Annotated in this window: 15 protein-coding genes; 8 read left to right on the top strand and 7 right to left on the bottom strand. The window is 37.9% G+C overall.

The genetic code is table 11. The features are described from left to right. Positions 1 to 36: 36 nt before the first annotated feature. The 5 genes from GQR39_RS14625 to GQR39_RS14605 form a co-directional block, all read right to left on the bottom strand. Positions 37 to 1,614 carry a DUF262 domain-containing protein gene (locus tag GQR39_RS14625; RefSeq protein ID WP_121954150.1) on the bottom strand — a complete coding sequence of 526 codons (1,578 nt, stop codon included), beginning with the start codon at positions 1,612 to 1,614 and terminating at the stop codon, positions 37 to 39. A gap of 489 nt (positions 1,615 to 2,103) precedes the next feature. Further along, the gene (locus GQR39_RS14620; protein WP_165735975.1) at positions 2,104 to 2,463 is read right to left on the bottom strand and encodes a hypothetical protein; all 360 of its coding nucleotides are present in this window, start codon (positions 2,461 to 2,463) and stop codon (positions 2,104 to 2,106) included. 495 nt (positions 2,464 to 2,958) lie between these two features. Next, entirely contained in the window at positions 2,959 to 4,059 is a 1,101-nt protein-coding gene (locus GQR39_RS14615; RefSeq protein ID WP_165735974.1) for an HNH endonuclease, read from the bottom strand. Beyond that, positions 4,056 to 4,652, bottom strand: coding sequence for a class I SAM-dependent methyltransferase (locus tag GQR39_RS14610; RefSeq protein ID WP_165722947.1), 597 nt, complete (start codon positions 4,650 to 4,652; stop codon positions 4,056 to 4,058). Before GQR39_RS14610 ends, GQR39_RS14615 begins: the two co-directional genes overlap by 4 nt. 208 nt (positions 4,653 to 4,860) lie before the next feature. After that, complete coding sequence (locus tag GQR39_RS14605; RefSeq protein ID WP_165735973.1) at positions 4,861 to 6,105, bottom strand: UPF0149 family protein; 1,245 nt, start codon at positions 6,103 to 6,105, stop codon at positions 4,861 to 4,863. Positions 6,106 to 6,301: 196 nt separating this feature from the next. Between GQR39_RS14605 and GQR39_RS14600 the strand changes: the two genes are divergently transcribed. The 7 genes from GQR39_RS14600 (at position 6,302) to GQR39_RS14570 (ending at position 13,288) form a co-directional block, all read left to right on the top strand. Next, the gene (locus GQR39_RS14600; RefSeq protein WP_165735972.1) at positions 6,302 to 7,042 is read left to right on the top strand and encodes a transporter substrate-binding domain-containing protein; all 741 of its coding nucleotides are present in this window, start codon (positions 6,302 to 6,304) and stop codon (positions 7,040 to 7,042) included. A gap of 13 nt (positions 7,043 to 7,055) precedes the next feature. Then, positions 7,056 to 7,796: a transporter substrate-binding domain-containing protein gene (locus GQR39_RS14595; protein ID WP_165735971.1), complete on the top strand. Its 741-nt coding sequence runs from the start codon at positions 7,056 to 7,058 to the stop codon at positions 7,794 to 7,796. 294 nt (positions 7,797 to 8,090) lie between these two features. Then, positions 8,091 to 9,689, top strand: a complete 1,599-nt coding sequence (locus GQR39_RS14590) for an ABC-F family ATPase (RefSeq protein WP_010555514.1) — start codon at positions 8,091 to 8,093, stop codon at positions 9,687 to 9,689. An 869-nt stretch (positions 9,690 to 10,558) separates the two neighbouring features. After that, positions 10,559 to 11,023 carry a transposase gene (locus GQR39_RS14585; protein ID WP_121954143.1) on the top strand — a complete coding sequence of 155 codons (465 nt, stop codon included), beginning with the start codon at positions 10,559 to 10,561 and terminating at the stop codon, positions 11,021 to 11,023. Between the two features lie 196 nt (positions 11,024 to 11,219). Beyond that, positions 11,220 to 11,963: a ferredoxin--NADP reductase gene (locus GQR39_RS14580; protein ID WP_165735970.1), complete on the top strand. Its 744-nt coding sequence runs from the start codon at positions 11,220 to 11,222 to the stop codon at positions 11,961 to 11,963. 251 nt (positions 11,964 to 12,214) lie between these two features. Further along, positions 12,215 to 12,958, top strand: a complete 744-nt coding sequence (locus GQR39_RS14575) for a nuclear transport factor 2 family protein (RefSeq protein ID WP_165728790.1) — start codon at positions 12,215 to 12,217, stop codon at positions 12,956 to 12,958. Between the two features lie 9 nt (positions 12,959 to 12,967). Then, the gene (locus tag GQR39_RS14570) at positions 12,968 to 13,288 is read left to right on the top strand and encodes a hypothetical protein (protein ID WP_010555512.1); all 321 of its coding nucleotides are present in this window, start codon (positions 12,968 to 12,970) and stop codon (positions 13,286 to 13,288) included. Positions 13,289 to 13,783: 495 nt separating this feature from the next. Here the strand turns inward: GQR39_RS14570 and hemH are convergent, their stop codons facing one another. Both hemH and GQR39_RS14560 read right to left on the bottom strand, forming a co-directional pair. Beyond that, positions 13,784 to 14,803 (bottom strand): ferrochelatase, encoded by a 1,020-nt coding sequence (gene hemH / locus GQR39_RS14565; protein WP_007583511.1) that lies wholly within the window; start codon positions 14,801 to 14,803, stop codon positions 13,784 to 13,786. Positions 14,804 to 14,877: 74 nt separating this feature from the next. Then, complete coding sequence (locus tag GQR39_RS14560) at positions 14,878 to 16,206, bottom strand: HD domain-containing phosphohydrolase (RefSeq protein WP_165735969.1); 1,329 nt, start codon at positions 16,204 to 16,206, stop codon at positions 14,878 to 14,880. Positions 16,207 to 16,405: 199 nt separating this feature from the next. Here GQR39_RS14560 and GQR39_RS14555 point away from each other — a divergent pair, with 199 nt between their 5' ends. Continuing rightward, positions 16,406 to 17,359: a HAMP domain-containing sensor histidine kinase gene (locus tag GQR39_RS14555; protein ID WP_165735968.1), complete on the top strand. Its 954-nt coding sequence runs from the start codon at positions 16,406 to 16,408 to the stop codon at positions 17,357 to 17,359. Positions 17,360 to 17,510 lie beyond the last annotated feature (151 nt).

The following is a 17,510-nucleotide window of genomic DNA, read 5'->3' as shown; positions in this document are numbered from 1 at the left end:
CATGAAAGGACAGTGATAACGTCTTGCTATAAATACTTACTGCTTAATAGATTGGTTACAATAAGGGTGTGTTAGCTGTACATTATTCGAGCTGCCCACACCACCGTCTCTAACTCTTTGTATGTGGTCATAAGATACTGATTTATCTACATCTAAATAACCATTACAAATAGGACATGTAAGAGCATTCTTTAAAGCCACATTAATAAATAATTTACTTTTCTGTTCATCTGTTATTTTAGAGTTACCATTTTGAACATCACCAGAAATTAACTTACCGTCCAATTGAGAGAATACAATTAAGTCATTTTGAGTTATTTCTTCTCTCTCTGATAACTTAACAACAATCTTCTCTAGCAAGTCTTTAAAGATATCAACCCGTTTATGACTAATGTGTTTTTGTAATATAGTAGCGACGAGCTCTTTATTATTAATAAGTATTTCTTCTAACTGTGCTCTGACATCTGTGAACTTAGTAAAAAAAGATTTATTGTTTTGTATTAGTTTTTCATTGAAAAGAGTTATAGCACCTAAAAACATAGCGCTTGAGTGACGACCTGTAGGACCATAGAAATATATTGCAGGGTGAAGCCCAAGGCTACCGCGATCATTACCTGTAATCCTTGATGCTAACGTGATCGTTTTTTTCAAAACATTAAGAGTGCCCTCACCAGATAGATCTTCAGGGTATTTATCTAATTTCAGCACACCATCTTTCTGATTGGAGTTTGCAATTAGGATAAAATCGATCAGTATTTGAATTGCTGTTCTAATACCTTTTGAACCACTTAGTGGCAAGTCCAAAGTCTTTATAGGCTTTTTTATCTCGGGGTCAAATAATAAACGGTGCAATTTAAGAGACTGCATTTCAATAACTTCTGTTTTCTCTTTCTCAAATGATGACCAATAACGATGTCCCTTGCCTGCTCGAATAATTGCTCGTGCAGCGATTGGGACAGGTCTTTTTCTATTCCTCAATAGCAACTCCTCAAGAGGATCTAGGGGAGTCCCTTTCATATTTATGTTAAAGAATGATGTCTCTGCCTTATCAGTATCTCCTTTCACCCATTGCACCGGTAACCCACGGGCAGTCAAAGTACTTAACTTTTTTCTTTGTTCATGTGTTATATCGTCATTATCATTGTCTTTTAAAAGACTTTGATAATAACTCCATGCACCGATTTTTTCTTTAACTAGTTTCCTCGTTTTTTCCGCTGCTTTTTTTTGTTCAGAAGAGATATCATGCCCAAATAGCTTGTGTGATATTTGCCCATCACCATAATCATCTTCCATCCATGCGCGGATTACGCTTAGTCTATGCCCTCCATCAATAACAAATAAAAACGAAGGAGACATCCATAAAATTACAGAAGGAATTAGATCGCCATTGATATAGCATTCAAGTAAAGAAACAACTTGATCTGGCGTCCAATGGTTTGTTTCTCTTTGAAAATCAGGCTTTCTTAGTAAAGCCACTATAGGACTACCCGAGGCTAGCTCCCTAGCAGGAATACTATTAAAGGTTTCGAAAGATGAATTTTCATCTTGTTTGTGTGCAAAATCGGCTCTTTTGATCATTGCATCTAGGTTTACCAAATTTGACTTAGCAGCCATGTTACTTCCTTTTATTTTATTTTCTCTGACAGTAAAAACTTTACGATAATACTCGGTGCCCGATTAGTTTTATCACAATTAAGTAGTGCGTGAATCGCACATTTCTGCAGCCTTCACGCTCATTTATCTATTTCATATAGTTTTAATAAATCACCTAACATATTGCTATAAATAAGTTTTTCATTATCTCTGAACAAAGTGAAATGGAAAATATGCGCACACTGTTTGTTTGAATATATAAGCAAACAATAATTTCACCATTCAATTAACTATTATATTTAGTCAATGCTAATAGCGCTTTGTTGCCAATCAAGGTGAAGCATGTATCTAATCTTTAAAGCTATTTGAATATATTTTTCCCTCAAAAGTCTATTCTTCATGCCCTGTTGCTAAACTATATTTAGGCGATTTGGCGTAATCATTAAACTCAGGAAGATAACCAAATAATTCTGTAAAGCGTGCAAAGCAATCATATTCGAACTTTGCTACTTAACCCATAGTTCGTAAGTCTTCAGGACTGTTTGATTTAACATTACATGTAAATGGTGCTACAGCTACATATAACTTGTTTACTAACTCATTATAATTTTGATATTTGTATCGCATGCGATCCGCGCCACCATGACCACTTTTGCCTTTTATTGTGTTATCAAACTGTTTTAGCCTTCCTTTTAAGCCTTTTACAGAGTTCGTCATTCCTACATACACTATGTTTGTAATCCATGAAAAATCTTTACTAGATAAATCTTCATCTGTAATTGCACAGATATAAATACCCGGATATTGGATACCCTCACTTTGTTCTCGATCAACCCAGCGCATCCAATTAGTAAAACGATTTTCGTACATAATTTTCCTGTATATGTCTCATATAACTAAAAGCATGAATAAATACCTGCAAGTATTCATAAACACCAATCTACCAACACACTCCAATTCCCCGTGATCACACCTGAAACTTAGTTAATGATGAGTAATGTACAGCATGGATGCTGTACAAAGCGTAGCTTGGCCATGGATGGCCTATCTACGCTGGTTACGTTCACATCATAAACGTAAGTTGAAGATACAGTGTGATCCTCGGGTGCGCCGTGGGATTCCAAAGGGCGGTCGGCGGCAGCCGCCCTTTGGTTGCCATCGCCAACGCGATATAACCTCGAATAGAGGTTTTTAATCCCTTGAATCCGAAGTAAAAAACAACTTATGAGCGCGATATAAAATCGCACCTACACATTAATTACACCGAAATTTAAAAGCTTCGCTTTTCGCGCGAGCAAGCTCTGCGCCTACAACCCAAAAGCGCGAGATAAACTCCCGCCTACGGCACGAACTACAAGTTCTGCCTTAAACATCATACCTTGGCTTTTCTTCCGCCACTAAATCAAGCCCTGTACTTGGTTGCTGATATTTAAAACCAGCCGCCTCTTCAAAATAACCTTTCTTTACCCATAACTTTGCACTGTTAGCCTGTGCAACCTGATACGCCCAATCACTAACCGAAAGCGACTTATCTGAATCGCAATTAAAATAATCACTAAGTTGATTTGTTAAATGCTGGCTATTAGTCACTAAATTTTGTTCTTGCCAACGTTCACGGTGAAGTTGCGCAGCTAAAAAGTCACTTTTACTGTTATTACAGGTGCTATGTGCTGCCACAAAGTTATGACCTAAATCATTTGCGTAACGAGCAAACGGTATAAAGTGATCAACCTCGGTTTTACTGTTCAACGGTTTTTGGCAATAAAAACAATTGCCGTGCTGAAGCTCTATCAACACAGGCTTTGCCTTACTCAGTGCATTGCGATCAAAGCCGAATAAAAAATCATGTAGTTGGCTTTGTGGGCCAATTAAGGCTTGGTTATGCTTAATACTTTGAATTTTTTGCAGCCATGCATTTTTTGCTAAATAAACAACTAGGTCGTAAAAACGCCTAAAGCAGCCTGCAATACCTTCATTTAAGGTAATGTATGATTGGCCTTTAATATGGGGATACAAGAAACACTCTTCTTTGCCATTTAATTTTTGTAAGAGCCATAGCGGGCCGTCTTTAATGGTTTTTAGTGTTGAGCTACGTATATTTTTCCAACCTTGGCTCTTTTTTAATTGGCTAATTGAATTAATATTATTTAATTTTGCATCATGAAGCGTGGTTATAATTTTGGCTTGTTTATTAGAGTTGGTATTTTGTAAAAGTAGTTGCTCTCTATTATTACCAATTGCACCAAATGGCGATGCTTGGTGCCAATATAAAGTAATAAATTTATCGACTAATTCATCAAATTTTATTTGTAACTGTGCTTGCGGATCGGCGTGATGTTTTTCGATACTAATATCAGCCAGTGCATGTAAAAGTGCAAACTTATAAGTAGCACTAAAATCACCTTCAACTAATAAGCGCTGAATGTAAGCAATAAAGTCGAGCTGTTGCTGCATTGATCCAATCATAAAACGTGTACTACTTTTATAAGCGCATTTAGCCACACTTCACTTTCGCGATCTGGGCGCTGATCAACGCTTTGCCATTGTTTAATAGCTTTTAACTGCGTATGGCTAAGTAAATGCGTTAAAGCATTTTCGTTTAAATCGGTAAATTCACGACCATTATGCACACGCTCTGTATCGCCATATTTAAACGATACATACAAAACACCATTCGGTTTGAGCGCATTTCGTAGGTTTAAAAATACCTGCGGTAACTCAGCTTTTGGAACGTGTAATAAACTAGCGCAGCACCAAATACCGTCGTATTGATTTACACTATTTAGCTCTTGGAATGTTTTAACCGCTACAGGTTGTTGTAAGTAACTGCTTGCCAACTCTGCCAGCTCTGGGCTTGCATCAAACGCACTTACAGTAAAACCCTGCGCTTTGAAAAATGCGGCATCGCGCGCGCTGCCACAACCGGCATCTAAAATACGTCCATGTTGTGCAACGTGCGGTAAAAACTCAGCGTAAAGCGCCGACATATCAACGTTAAGTGTTGAGTCGCTAAAGGCTTTGGCATTTTGGTTGTAATAAGTAAGTGTGGTGTTTGACACGAGACTTACCGCTCCTTGGCTAATCGTTTAACAGCTAAGACACTGTTAATACTGCATTCATTATTTGTTTAATCTACAGGAACAAGCGCATTAAATATAGGCTTAATAAGTAGAAATTTTTAAATTAATACGCCGTTGTTATTAAGTGCTTATGTTGAGCACTGAGCGCGACATAAATCACGCTTAGCACTTTTTACGCGAATTGTTATTACTTTTTTCTCAACCAAAAAAGGCTCGCAGGCACCGAAATCCACGCTTGTTTACCTAACGAATCAAGATAAACACCTACCTCTTCTTTACTGCCTGGGCTGAAATATGGCGGCTGTTGTTCTTTTAGTTTTTCTTGGCCGGTGAGTATTTTGGTAAAGTGTTTATTTTGCTGCTGGAGCATTTTTTTGTAATCGTTAGCTGGTTTTGAATCACCATGCTTTACAAAAGCACTTAGCGCACGGCTTGCTGTTGTGTGTAGTTCTTGAAAATCAAAGTCGGCCAATAGCGCTTCTAACTTTTCCCATTGTTTATTAATAATTAGGCAGTTCATTAATAAAAAGCGGTTTGCTTGATTGTCGTTTGGGTTTAGCTTTAATAACTCTTCGAGTTCTGATTGCGCTTTTTGGGTATAACCATGCAGTGCGTGTATTTTGGCTCGATGCGCGCGAAGCATCATATAAGGTCGGGTTTCGTGCAAGCCCCAAAAGTACCCGGTGTTGTCTTTAATAAATTGCTTTGTTATGAGCCCACTTTCCATTATTTCTAAAAGCATTTGCATTGGTTCAAGTGCTTTTAGCTCTGTATCGGCAAGTACCAGTTCAAGTAATTCATCAAGCTCATCTAATTCATTTGGTTCTTCGTCTAAAAAGGTGCTGTTAAATTCGGCCTCATCTTCATCACTTAAAGTTAGGTCGTTACTAAAGCGAAGCTCAAAAATAGCGTCGGCCATGTAATAAACATAATTACGTTTGTATTCTTGAGCATTGTATTGGGCAAATTCACCAAATACTTTTGCCGCTGCTTTTTCGCTAGTAAAAGCTTTTAAAACGCCACTTAGGCTATCAACAGCCTGTTTTTGTAGTGCATTAAGTGCACGTTTATTTATGTGTTTAAGCGCCTGTAAAACCCCTTTACAGTAATTTGGTAGGGGCATATTCGGCTTTAGTGACTCACGGTAGTCTTGTTTAGATAGGCTGCATTTTGCTGGCATTTTTAATTCGTTTTGAATTATTTTATCCATGCTTTGGTTATACAGAGCCATTAAGCTTTCGAGGTATTTTAGCTCAGTCTCGTTTTGAATATTAAACTCTCCAAATAGATCTGGGTGCCACTCACTGGGAACAAGTAGTTGAGGTAATACACCTAATCCCATTAAGTAGCCTTGGATAAAGTAATAATCTGGTTTTTTAGTGCTTAATTCACTGAGTTTTATAACATCACTGCGTATTTTGGCTGGTGACATAACGTGCCCTGCTATGTATAAATTTATTATTAGTGTACCCATAGATAAAGCTACCAACAACGCTAGTTTAGTTGTTTTATCCTAAAAATGAATTTTTAACGGAATATTTACAAATTTAACAAGCCCGCGCCGCTAAAATACAAAAGCTGGTTTATACTGTTGTAATAATAAGCAAAAATAATAACTATGAGGCGCAATGAATAAATTAATTACTGTATTTTTATGTTTGCTGTTTACGGCTCCATTTAATGTATTTGCTTGTGAGAGAACCTTTAGCGTGGCATCGCACGATGCTTTTTGGCCGCCTTATGTAATGGGCATTAACGGTAAGCTGCAAGGCTTGGAGGTTGATGCGCTTAACATTATATTTGCTGACTCCCCTTTTTGTTTTGAAGTTAAGTTACTGCCAAATTCTAAGCGGGCTTTTATTGAGCTTAAATACGGCCGTATTGATTTAGGATGGGCTGCAAGTTATACAGACGAGCGCGCTAAATATGTGCACTTTAGTGATAACTACCGAACTGAGGTTATGCGCTTATACGAAAACAAAAATAATCAGCATAGTGTTAAAAACCTCGAAGACATTTTTAAACAAGGCTTTATTGTTGGCGCTAACTTTGGAAGCTATTACGGCGAGAAGTTTGAGCAATATAAAACTAAATATAAAAAGCAGATTGAATACACCAGTGCAACCAGTAAACGCTTTGAAATGCTTAATAAACAACGTATTGATTTTGCTATTGAAGACGAGTTAGTGGGGGCTTATTTTGGCAAAAAAGGCTCAAATATAAAATTAGTAACCAATATTGAGCATGTAAATAAAGACGATATTTATTTAATGTTTAGCAAACAAACGGTGTCGGTTACTGAGCTTGCGGTAATTAATGAATATATAAACAAAAATAAAACAGCACTTAAAGCGTTGTTTGAACACTAATTTAAGGAGTGTAATGAAAACTTTATTTTTAGCATTTACTACACTGCTATTTACTCACTTTAATGCCCTTGCGTGTTCAAAAACATTAGTAATGGGCACTAACGAAACCAATTGGCCGCCTTATCTTGTTAAACAAGGTGATACATTTTTAGGCACAGAAGTGGATGCTGTAAACGCTATTTTTAAAGATTCAAAATTTTGTATTAAATGGACTTATTTTCCGAGTTTTTCGCGTGTTCAAGCTGAGCTTAAAAATGGCCGAGTAGATATGACCTACGCGGCAAGTTACACAAAAAAACGCGCTCAATATGCGCACTTTAGTTTGCCCTACCGCGAAGAAGTTATGCATCTTTATAAACATAAAGACTCGCCTGATGTGACAAGCTTACCTGAGCTTTTTAGTAAGGAGTTTACAGCTGGTATTAACCGAGGAAGCTTTTCTGGTAACGAGCTTGAACAACTAAAAACTAAGTATTCAACACAGGTAGTGCTTACTGCTCAAGCAAATAATCGATTTAGCATGTTAGATAAAAAACGAATCGACTATGTTATTGAAGACTCAGTGGTTGCGCAGTACTTTGTAAAAAAACACCCCTCAATTACGCAGGTAAAGTCTATTACACCGATTAACGTTAACAATGTGCATTTTATGCTAAGCAAGGAGTCGCTAACACTTGATGACGTGGCGACCATTAATCAATTAATTACTAAAAATGCGGCTGCTATAAAGTTAATTTATCAACCTGTGCATTAAAGCATGGGCAATAACTTAGCTCTTTAGCTGCAACACTTCTTTAATATTGCCTGGCGTTAGTAATTATTTACATTGTGGCTGTAAGCACATTCAACACTACATACGCTAAAAATAGTGGCTTAAAAACGAGAATTGCCGTTATTTTCGCTTGGTTATAAATTAGCTGCCTTTTATCTTTCATTAGTTGTGGCTGATCTGTATAATTCGCCAGCTAATTTACCCTATTGTCTGGTTCTTGTTTGTGGCGTGTTGCTGCAGCGTACTCCTGTCAGTACTAATCTAGGATTACCCTTTTTGATCTCCACCGCAAATATTACGATGCAGTTTGGCGCAGAGCCGTTGTTTGAAAACATTTCAGCTAAATTTGGTAACGGTAACCGTTACGGTTTAATTGGCGCTAACGGCTGCGGCAAGTCGACTTTCATGAAAATTTTAAGCGGTGCGCTTGTTCCAAGTGCGGGTAATGTATCTATTACTCCAGGGTTGAAATTAGGAAACCTAAGCCAAGACCAGTTTGCTTTTGAGCAATACAGCGTTGTAGACGCGGTAATTATGGGCGACGTGGAGCTTTGGAAAGTAAAGCAAGAGCGCGAACGTATTTACTCGTTACCAGAAATGAGCGAAGACGACGGCATGAAAGTAGCCGATCTTGAAAGCGTATTTGCTGAAATGGACGGTTACACGGCAGAAAGCCGCGCTGAAGAAATTTTGCTTGAAGCGGGTATCGATAAAGAATTTCATTACGGGTTAATGGCAAACGTAGCACCAGGTTGGAAATTACGTGTGCTTTTAGCACAAGCGTTATTTGCAAATCCTGACATTTTGCTACTGGATGAACCTACCAATAACTTGGATATTCATACAATTACATGGCTTGCTAACGAGCTTAACAAACGTAAATGTACGATGATTATTATTTCGCATGACCGTCACTTTTTAAACTCGGTATGTACACACATGGCCGACATTGATTACGGCGAGCTGCGTATTTATCCTGGTAACTACGAGAAGTTTTTAGATGCTGCGGGCCTACAACGCGAGCAACTTTTAGCTGAAAACGCTAAAAAGAGCGCTGAAATTGACGAGCTACAAGACTTTGTTAACCGTTTTGGTGCTAACGCTTCAAAAGCTAAACAAGCGAGTTCGCGCGCTAAAAAAATGGATAAAATCAAGCTTGATGAAGTTAAATCTTCAAGCCGTATGAGCCCATCACTTTCGTTTGACGAAGGTAAAAAAATGTATCGTCAAGCGCTTGAAGTTAATAAGCTTGGCCATGGTTTTGATGGCGAAACGTTATTTACTGGTGGCGACTTACTACTAGAAGCTGGCGCTAAGCTTGCTGTAATTGGCGAAAATGGTGTGGGTAAAACTACATTTTTACGCTGTTTAGTAGATGAGCTTAAAAGTAATGAAGGCGAAATTAAATGGTCTGAAAATGCGACCTTTGGTTATTGCCCGCAAGACAGCACAAAAGATTTTGAAAACGATTTAACGTTGTTTGATTGGATGTCGCAATGGCGTACAGCTAAGCACAACGATTTAATGGTTCGTGGCATGTTAGGCCGTTTGTTGTTTACAGCAGACGATTCAAACAAAAAAGCGCGTAACTGTTCTGGTGGTGAAAAAAACCGCCTGTTATTTGGTAAGTTAATGATGCAAGACGTTAATGTGCTTGTTATGGACGAACCAACTAACCACATGGATATGGAAGCTATTGAAGCGCTTAACAATGCGCTTAAAGACTTTGAAGGTACGCTTATTTTTGTAAGCCATGACCGTGAGTTTGTATCGTCATTAGCTACGCGTATCATTGATATTAAAGATAAAAAAGTAATCGACTTCCAAGGTACGTTTGACGAATACCTAGCAAGTTGTGAAGAGAAAAAAGCGTAAACTTTTTCTAATTGCTTATAAAAACGGTGCTAAATTTAGCACCGTTTTTTTATGTGTGGTGAATAGTTAAATTTTTAGAGGTCATAATCCCTGTAGACGCACAGCTTGCTGGCGTTTAAAAGCAACGCTTTTACAAAAATTATTAAACCACACATACATTTACTCCTATATATACAAAGTAATTAGAAGCTGCGCTTCTCACGTGAGCAAGCTCTACGCCTACCACAAAACTTGACACTGTGGTTTGATTTAACTTGTAGACGCGCTGCTTGCTGGCGTTTAAAAGCAACGCTTTTACAATAGGTGATTGAGCAATTAGAAGCTACGCTTCTCGCGTGAGCAAGCTCTACGCCTACCACAAAACTTGACACTGTGGTTTGATTTAACCTGTAGACGCACTGCTTGCTGGCGTTTAAAAGCAGCGCTTTTACAAAATTCAAACCACACATACAATTACTCCTATATATACAAAGTAATTAGAAGCTGCGCTTCTCACGTGAGCAAGCTCTACGCCTACCACAAAACTTGACACTGTGGTTTGATTTAACTTGTAGACGCGCTGCTTGCTGGCGTTTAAAAGCAACGCTTTTACAATAGGTGATTGAGCAATTAGAAGCTACGCTTCTCGCGTGAGCAAGCTCTACGCCTACCACAAAACTTGACACTGTGGTTTGATTTAACTTGTAGACGTGCAGCTTGCTGGCGTTTAAAAGCAACGCTTTTACTATAGGTGGTTGAGTAATTAGAAGCTGCGCTTCTCGCGTGAGCAAGCTCTACGCCTACCGCCAAACTTAACGCCGTGGTTTTATTTAACTTGTCGTATAACACATTTTATCTATATTTATAAAAACCAATAAATTAAAATCTTTATGTATTCCTCTAAAAAGCTATTAACAGGACGTCACTCCTCAAAAAATAAATTTTACTCTGTAACAATATGCACAAAACAAAGAACTCCGTTATTCAAGAGCTTTGAAAATGCATGTATTGCCACAAGAGGTTTGGTTTATATGCAAAATAAGGTGAATACAATCTGCTATACCCTAATGCCAGATCATCTCCATTGGTTGTTTCAATTGAAAGATTTACCTCTTAATGACGTTGTAAGGCAATATAAAAGTATTACCACGGTGAACATTAATAAGTTTAATTGTTCTAATGGGCAAATTTGGCAGCAAAACTATTTTGAGCACCAGCTTAAAGCAGAGGATGATTTAATTAACCAAGCACGTTATATAATCGCTAACCCTTTACGCGCTGGGCTTGTGAATAAAGCTGAGGAATATCCATTTTGGGATTGTGTTTATCTTTGTGATCATGAGTTAAGTAATTAGAAGCTTCACTTCTGACGTGAGCAAGCTCAACGTATACAGCATCGCAGAGCTAATTATTCACATTATTTTATTGGTAAATTCTGCATACATTACTGCTTTAAATCTAGTCATATTCTCCTGTAAGTCTTTGTCACTTAATGCTAATGTTTATGGAGTGAGTTATTTAAAACTTTAATGGCTAAACCAAGAGGTAACTATGTCTAATTGGGTTGAAGCAACAGTAAAAAGCGTAACATGGTGGAGCGAAACGCTCTTTAGCTTAACCGTTAATGCTAATGTAGAGCCGTTTAAAGCAGGGCAATTTACAAAGCTTTCTATTATGGATGGCGACAAGCGTATTGCTCGGGCTTATTCATATGTGAATGCCCCTGAAAATCCCGATCTTGAATTTTACCTTATTAACGTTATTGACGGTTTATTATCGCCCTGTTTAGCTAAATTACAGCCTGGCGAAACCGTACTTATAGAACAACGCGCAACTGGTTTTTTTACCCTTGATGAAATACCACAAAGCGATCAGCTTTGGATGTTAGGTACTGGCACTGCCATAGGGCCTTTTTTATCAATATTGCAACAGCCCGATGTGTGGAAAAAATACAAAAGCATAAACTTAGTCCATGGTGTACGTTTTAATAACGATTTAAGCTATCAGGCACTTATTAACGAGTTATTAAGAGTGTACCCAGAACAACTCAACTATATTCCTGTTGTAAGTAGAGAAGAGCCATTACAAGGCTTAAGTGGGCGGATTACTAACGCTATTGAGAGCAACGGCTTGTTTAAACATGTAAAATTAAACCCTGAGCCTAGTAACGCGCAATTTATGATTTGCGGAAATCCACAAATGGTAAAAGACACAACCGCGCTACTTCTCGATAAAAACTTTACGCGTAACCGCCGCAAAGCACCCGGTAACATTACCGTAGAGCAGTACTGGTAAGCTACAGTGGTGGTATTAACTACCCGATAACGTTAAAATTTGCTATGTTGCACCCTTATGCCAATTTTATCAAAAATATGATCATTCTATCGCATTAAATAACTCACTAACTGCGTTAAAAATTATTCATATAGAACAACTATATGTCATAATTTTCGCCTTGTTATAGTGCTATTTTCTTGACGCTATAATAGATCGCTTATTTAATGTAATTGGTATTACACGTGTTTAGTGTTCATTTTAGGAAAGTTATGAAACCGTTATCTATTATTTTTGCCTCGTTAATTACCACCGTTGCGCTTATTACTTACGCCGCAGAACAAAGCGAGCCTGAGCAAAAAGAGCAGCAAGTTGAAGCTCAAGCAAACGTTGAAAAACCAAAAGTTGAAGATGAGCAATCAGTAACTCAAGTCAAAGCTGACGACAAAGTAAATACGCTTGAATACAAAGCACCTGAGCTTAAAAAGCCAACAATTGATGCGACTAAACCAGACGATTCAAAGGTATTGGGTAACGAGCAGATTAAACCTACTGAAAAGCCTAAAAATAAAATAGAAAAAGCAGTGGCTGTAGCCGAAGCTGAAAAAGCAGTTACGCAAGCAAAAGAAGCGCTGACAGTTAAGCAACAAACTAAAGCTAAGCAATCGCGCGAATCACTTGCGGTAGTAGAGCAGTTAGTTAAAGCGTATAACGCGCGTAACATTGAAGAGTTTCTTCGTGTGTATGCCGAAGATGTTGAGTTTTATATTTTCCCTAATGAGCTATTATTTAAAGGTAAAGAAAAACTAATAGAACGTTATGGGCTAATGTTTAAAAAGTTAAAGTGTATTCACTCATCACCAATTAAGCGCATAGTGCACGGTGATATAGTGATTGATCACGAACTATCAGAAACCTGCTCAACTGACGAAAAGGTAGTTGATAAACGCTCAGAACTTATTTCGAGTTACCAAATTAAAGATGGAAAAATAGTACGCGTACTGTTTTTTAGATAAAGGCTTTATATGCAAATAAATGACGACAAAAAAATTCGCTTAATGTATCGCATCGAGCCCGGTTGCCTTGGCCCTAAGGGTGCTGAGCATGTTGAAGATTTTTGTCGTTTTGCAAATAAACATATTAAGTCACCATTTTATGGCCAATTTGTATTTTTACCTCGTTACGATAAAGCCATAGACGAGCGACAATATAGCGTTAACAGCCGTAATTTATCCCTTGTGCAGGCTCGGGCTTACTTAAAGCACTTTGATATTAATATTGAAGAATTTGAAGAACAACTCGACGAGCTCCTCACTAAAGCGATTGATTTATACTTTAAGCGATAGCGTTTAATTGCTGTTGCTTAGGTATTCTCCCCCTCCACAATACGTTTTTATTTTAATTATTATTAAAAAAACTACGTTTTTACTCGCCAAAAAGCTGCGCGTCTACGGTAAACATTGCATCGAATTTGACGTAATACGTTGTTTTGTAGATGTAGAGCTTGCTCACGTTAGAAGCTTAGCTTCTCCTTGTTTTGTGTATAGGGTTTGATACATATGTAGCTTAACAATTTTGTAAAAGCGTTGCTTTTAAACGCCAGCAAGCTGCACGTCTACAGGTGTTTATACCAAAGTTTAAGAGTATGACTTGTAGAGCACTTTCTTACACGAGAAGCACAGCTTTTGATTACTTACTCACCTAAAAACTATGTTTTTACATGCTGCCATGGCTGCCCCTCTACAACAAAATTTTAAAAGCCCTAAAAACAAAAAAACGGTGTTAATTTTAACACCGCTTAATGCGAAATATGTTTAGCTATGTGCTTTAGTAAGCTTGGGTTACAACATAGGTTTTATAACATCAAACACAGCTTCTATATGATCGTCTCTGTCGTTTAGTGCCGCTATGTAACGGTATTTTTTGCCGCCTGCATTTTCGAATATTTCACGGTTTTCACCTTCTAGCTCTTCAAGTGTTTCTAGGCAGTCGGCGCTAAAAGCAGGGCTGATAATGGCTACATCGGTAATACCCTCATCAGGCAGGGCTTCAAGCGTTGCATCGGTGTAGGGCTTTAACCACTCGGCTTTACCAAATCGACTTTGAAAAGTACTAATTACTTTGTCTTTATCAAGACCTAGTTTTTCGACAACTAAGCGCGTGGTTTGTAAACATAGGCAATGGTACGGATCGCCGCGCTCTAAGAAGAGTTTAGGCATACCGTGATACGAAAAAACAATTTTTTGTGGCATACCATTCGCTTCTAAATCCTCACTAATACTATTAGCAAGTGACTCAATATAACGGGTGTTTTTATGATAGCCATTAATAAAGTGAAGCTCTGGCACCCAGCGCCATTTACGCAGTACGCTTGATACAGCATCGAACGTTGAACCCGTGGTTGGGCTAGAATATTGCGGATACATTGGCAATATAATAATACGCGTTAAGCCTTTATCACGAAGCTCCTCAAGGCCGGCCTCTATTGAGGGATTACCATAGCGCATAGCCATTACCACTTCAGTATTGGTATAACCTTGTTCTTTTAATAAGGTATTTAGCTTTACGCTTTGTTGGCGAGTAATGTGAGTAAGCGGTGAGCCATTTTCGGTCCATATACTTTCGTATAATTTAGCCGAACGCTTAGGGCGCACACGCAAAATAATGCCATGTAAAATTATCATCCATACTAGGCGTGGTATTTCTACAATGCGTGGATCTGATAAAAACTCACGTAAGTATATACGAAGCGCAGCAGCTGTTGGTGCATCAGGGCTACCTAGGTTAGTAAGTAGTATTCCCGTTTTTTGGTTAAAACGCCCATCATGGGGATTGTCAGTAACAGCAGAAAATCGCGACACAGAGTGCTCCTTCAAGCAAATTCAATAATGTATTTTATGCACATTGTAACGAAAAAAACTGCCGTTTAGATCAATCATTTAGCAGTTTTAACCATAATTCTAAATGGGGCTGGTTTTTTAGATTCTAGTTGCTGCAGTTTTTCTATTGATTTGCGGCTAAACACATGACCTTTAGGCAGCAGCATTATACCCGAATGGCTGTGCAGAGCATGGCCGAGTATCATTTGATCTTTGAGTTCATGAGCATTACAAATTAATACTGATCCTGCTGAACTTTTTTGTTCGTGTAGTTTTGCATGGCTTGCTTCAAGCGCACGAACTATTTTAGGGTGGTAAAACGAACCACTATAAAGTTTTACACTTTCGAGTGCATCCTCATGGCGCTGCTTTTCATCGCTTGCATTGCTCTGCTCAAACGCATCCCAATAGTCGCGCGCTAACCCTAATACCATAGCCCCTATCGGTATATCGTTTCCAGCAAGGCCTTTGGGCATTCCATTTCCGTTAAAACGTTCAAACTGATAATAAATAGCATCCGACAAATCGTGTAAATGTATTGCTGGCATTAGCATTAATTGTGCAGTACTTGGGTGAGTATAAAAGGTCTTACGCTGTTGCTCATTTAACCGATTTAACGGTTTTTTATAAAGTTCAGGGTCCATAGCAAGCAAACCTATTTGTGCTAAATAACCAGCCATTGGGGCAAGATCAATGCTTTTTTGCGACAGGTTTAGGTAAAGCGCTATTTGTGTGCAGGTATTTGCAATATTTTGTGCTTTGTTGCCATCAAGGTAAGGATTCGCGTTAACAAAATTATATAGCAGCTCAACGGTCGATTTGTGCTCTTGTTTTTCGCGTTCGTTGGCGTCTTCAAGCTTTTTTAAAACTTGTTTGATTTGTAAGGTACGTTTTTCTACTCGTTGCTCTAACGTGTTGTTTAGCTCAAGTAGTTCTTGGTTTTGTGCCTTAACTTGTGTTTCTAATTTTTTGTTTTGCTTTTTTAGCGCAAATTTTTCTAGGCTATCTTTAATGCTTCGAAGTAATAAGTCGTTTTGCCATGGTTTTTGAATATAACCATTTATTTGCCCTTGATTAACAGCTGCTAGGGTTGTTTGTATATCGGCGTAACCGGTTAATAAAATGCGTTGAGTGTCGGGTGCCAGCGCACGCGCTTTTTCTAAAAACTCGGCACCGTTCATTACTGGCATCCGCATGTCGCTAATAATTAAACCAAATTCATGATTTTTAAAAAGTGTTAATGCGTTTTGCGGATTATCGCAAACAATAACCGTTAAGCCATTTACTTCAAGTAGTCGTGTTAACGTACGTAGTACTATTTCGTCATCATCAATACAAAGTACATCAACCTGATTCATTGGTGTGTTTGGTGTTGCTTGAGTCATTGCGCCGCCTTTAAATTACTTCTGGCTAAATAATAGCTTAAAAAAATATTCTATGGTGAGTTTGTCCTGCCTTTATTTATAGCTGGATCTAAGTAATGTAGTTATTACCCATAAGTAGATAATTGCTAACACTAAAGTTGCAAATTTGCGTGTAACCAACTAAACATTAAGTATAAAGTTATCTATATGGATGAAAGGAATGAATGGATCAGATGGTAATTTTGAACGTGCTTTTTTAAACGAACAAAAGCTGCGCTTGGCCGCAGAACAATTACTTAAAGATAAAAGCACCGTTTTAGTTGCCATAAATAATGAATTACAAAAAAAAGTAGCCGATTTAGAACATCAACAAATGCTGTTTGTGCAAACTGAAAAAATGGCGACCTTAGGAACGCTTTGTGCAGGCGTAGCCCACGAAATAAATACCCCGCTTGCCTATGCAATGAGTAATATAGAAAGCTTACAAAATTCTACCCCTTTGGTCATCACGTTGCTAAAGCTTAACGAGCAATACTTAAACAACGAAATTAAAGAGAGCCGTTTTAAACACGAAATCGACATACTCAATTTACAGTATCCATATGCGTGGCTTTATAACAATTTGCAGGGACAAGTTAACGACAGCGTTGAAGGACTCAAACGAATAAAACAAATTGTGCATGACTTATTAAACTTTGCTCACCCCACCTCTTCGCAAGATAAACAACTCACCGATATAACGACTGGCGCTAATAACGCTTTAAGATTATTGAGTAACAAACTTAAGTTGTGCGAAATAAAAACACGCTTTGAACCACTACCACTTATTTGGTGCAATTTATCATCTATTAATCAGATTTTTGTAAATTTATTAATGAACGCTTGGCAAGCATGCGAGCTTGATTTAGAAAAAGGCTGCATTATTGAGGTGAGTATTTTTGAACAAGGCACAAATATATGTATTGAGGTAAAAGATAATGGCTGTGGAATGAGTGAAGACACAATAGCACATATGTTTGACCCTTTTTATACAACAAAAGAAGTTGGTGAAGGTACCGGTATGGGTATGACACTTGTATACGCTATGGTGAGCGATCATGGTGGAAAAATAGAAGTTAACAGCACATTAGGGACAGGTACGACCATCCGCTGCCTATTACCTTTAAAAGCGTAAACTAACGAACAAAACCACAATGTAAATAAAAAGTTAATATATCTTTTTTTGAAGTTTAATGCCCTTGCAGCATGTATTTTAATCGATTAAAGGTGGTTTTTTCTTATCTTGAAATTTATTTGCATACTTAGACCAAATATTTAGTTTTTTT

The organism is Pseudoalteromonas sp. C8 (assembly GCF_011378685.1).
GTDB lineage: Bacteria > Pseudomonadota > Gammaproteobacteria > Enterobacterales > Alteromonadaceae > Pseudoalteromonas > Pseudoalteromonas arctica.
This window is presented reverse-complemented; position numbering and strand designations above follow the sequence as displayed.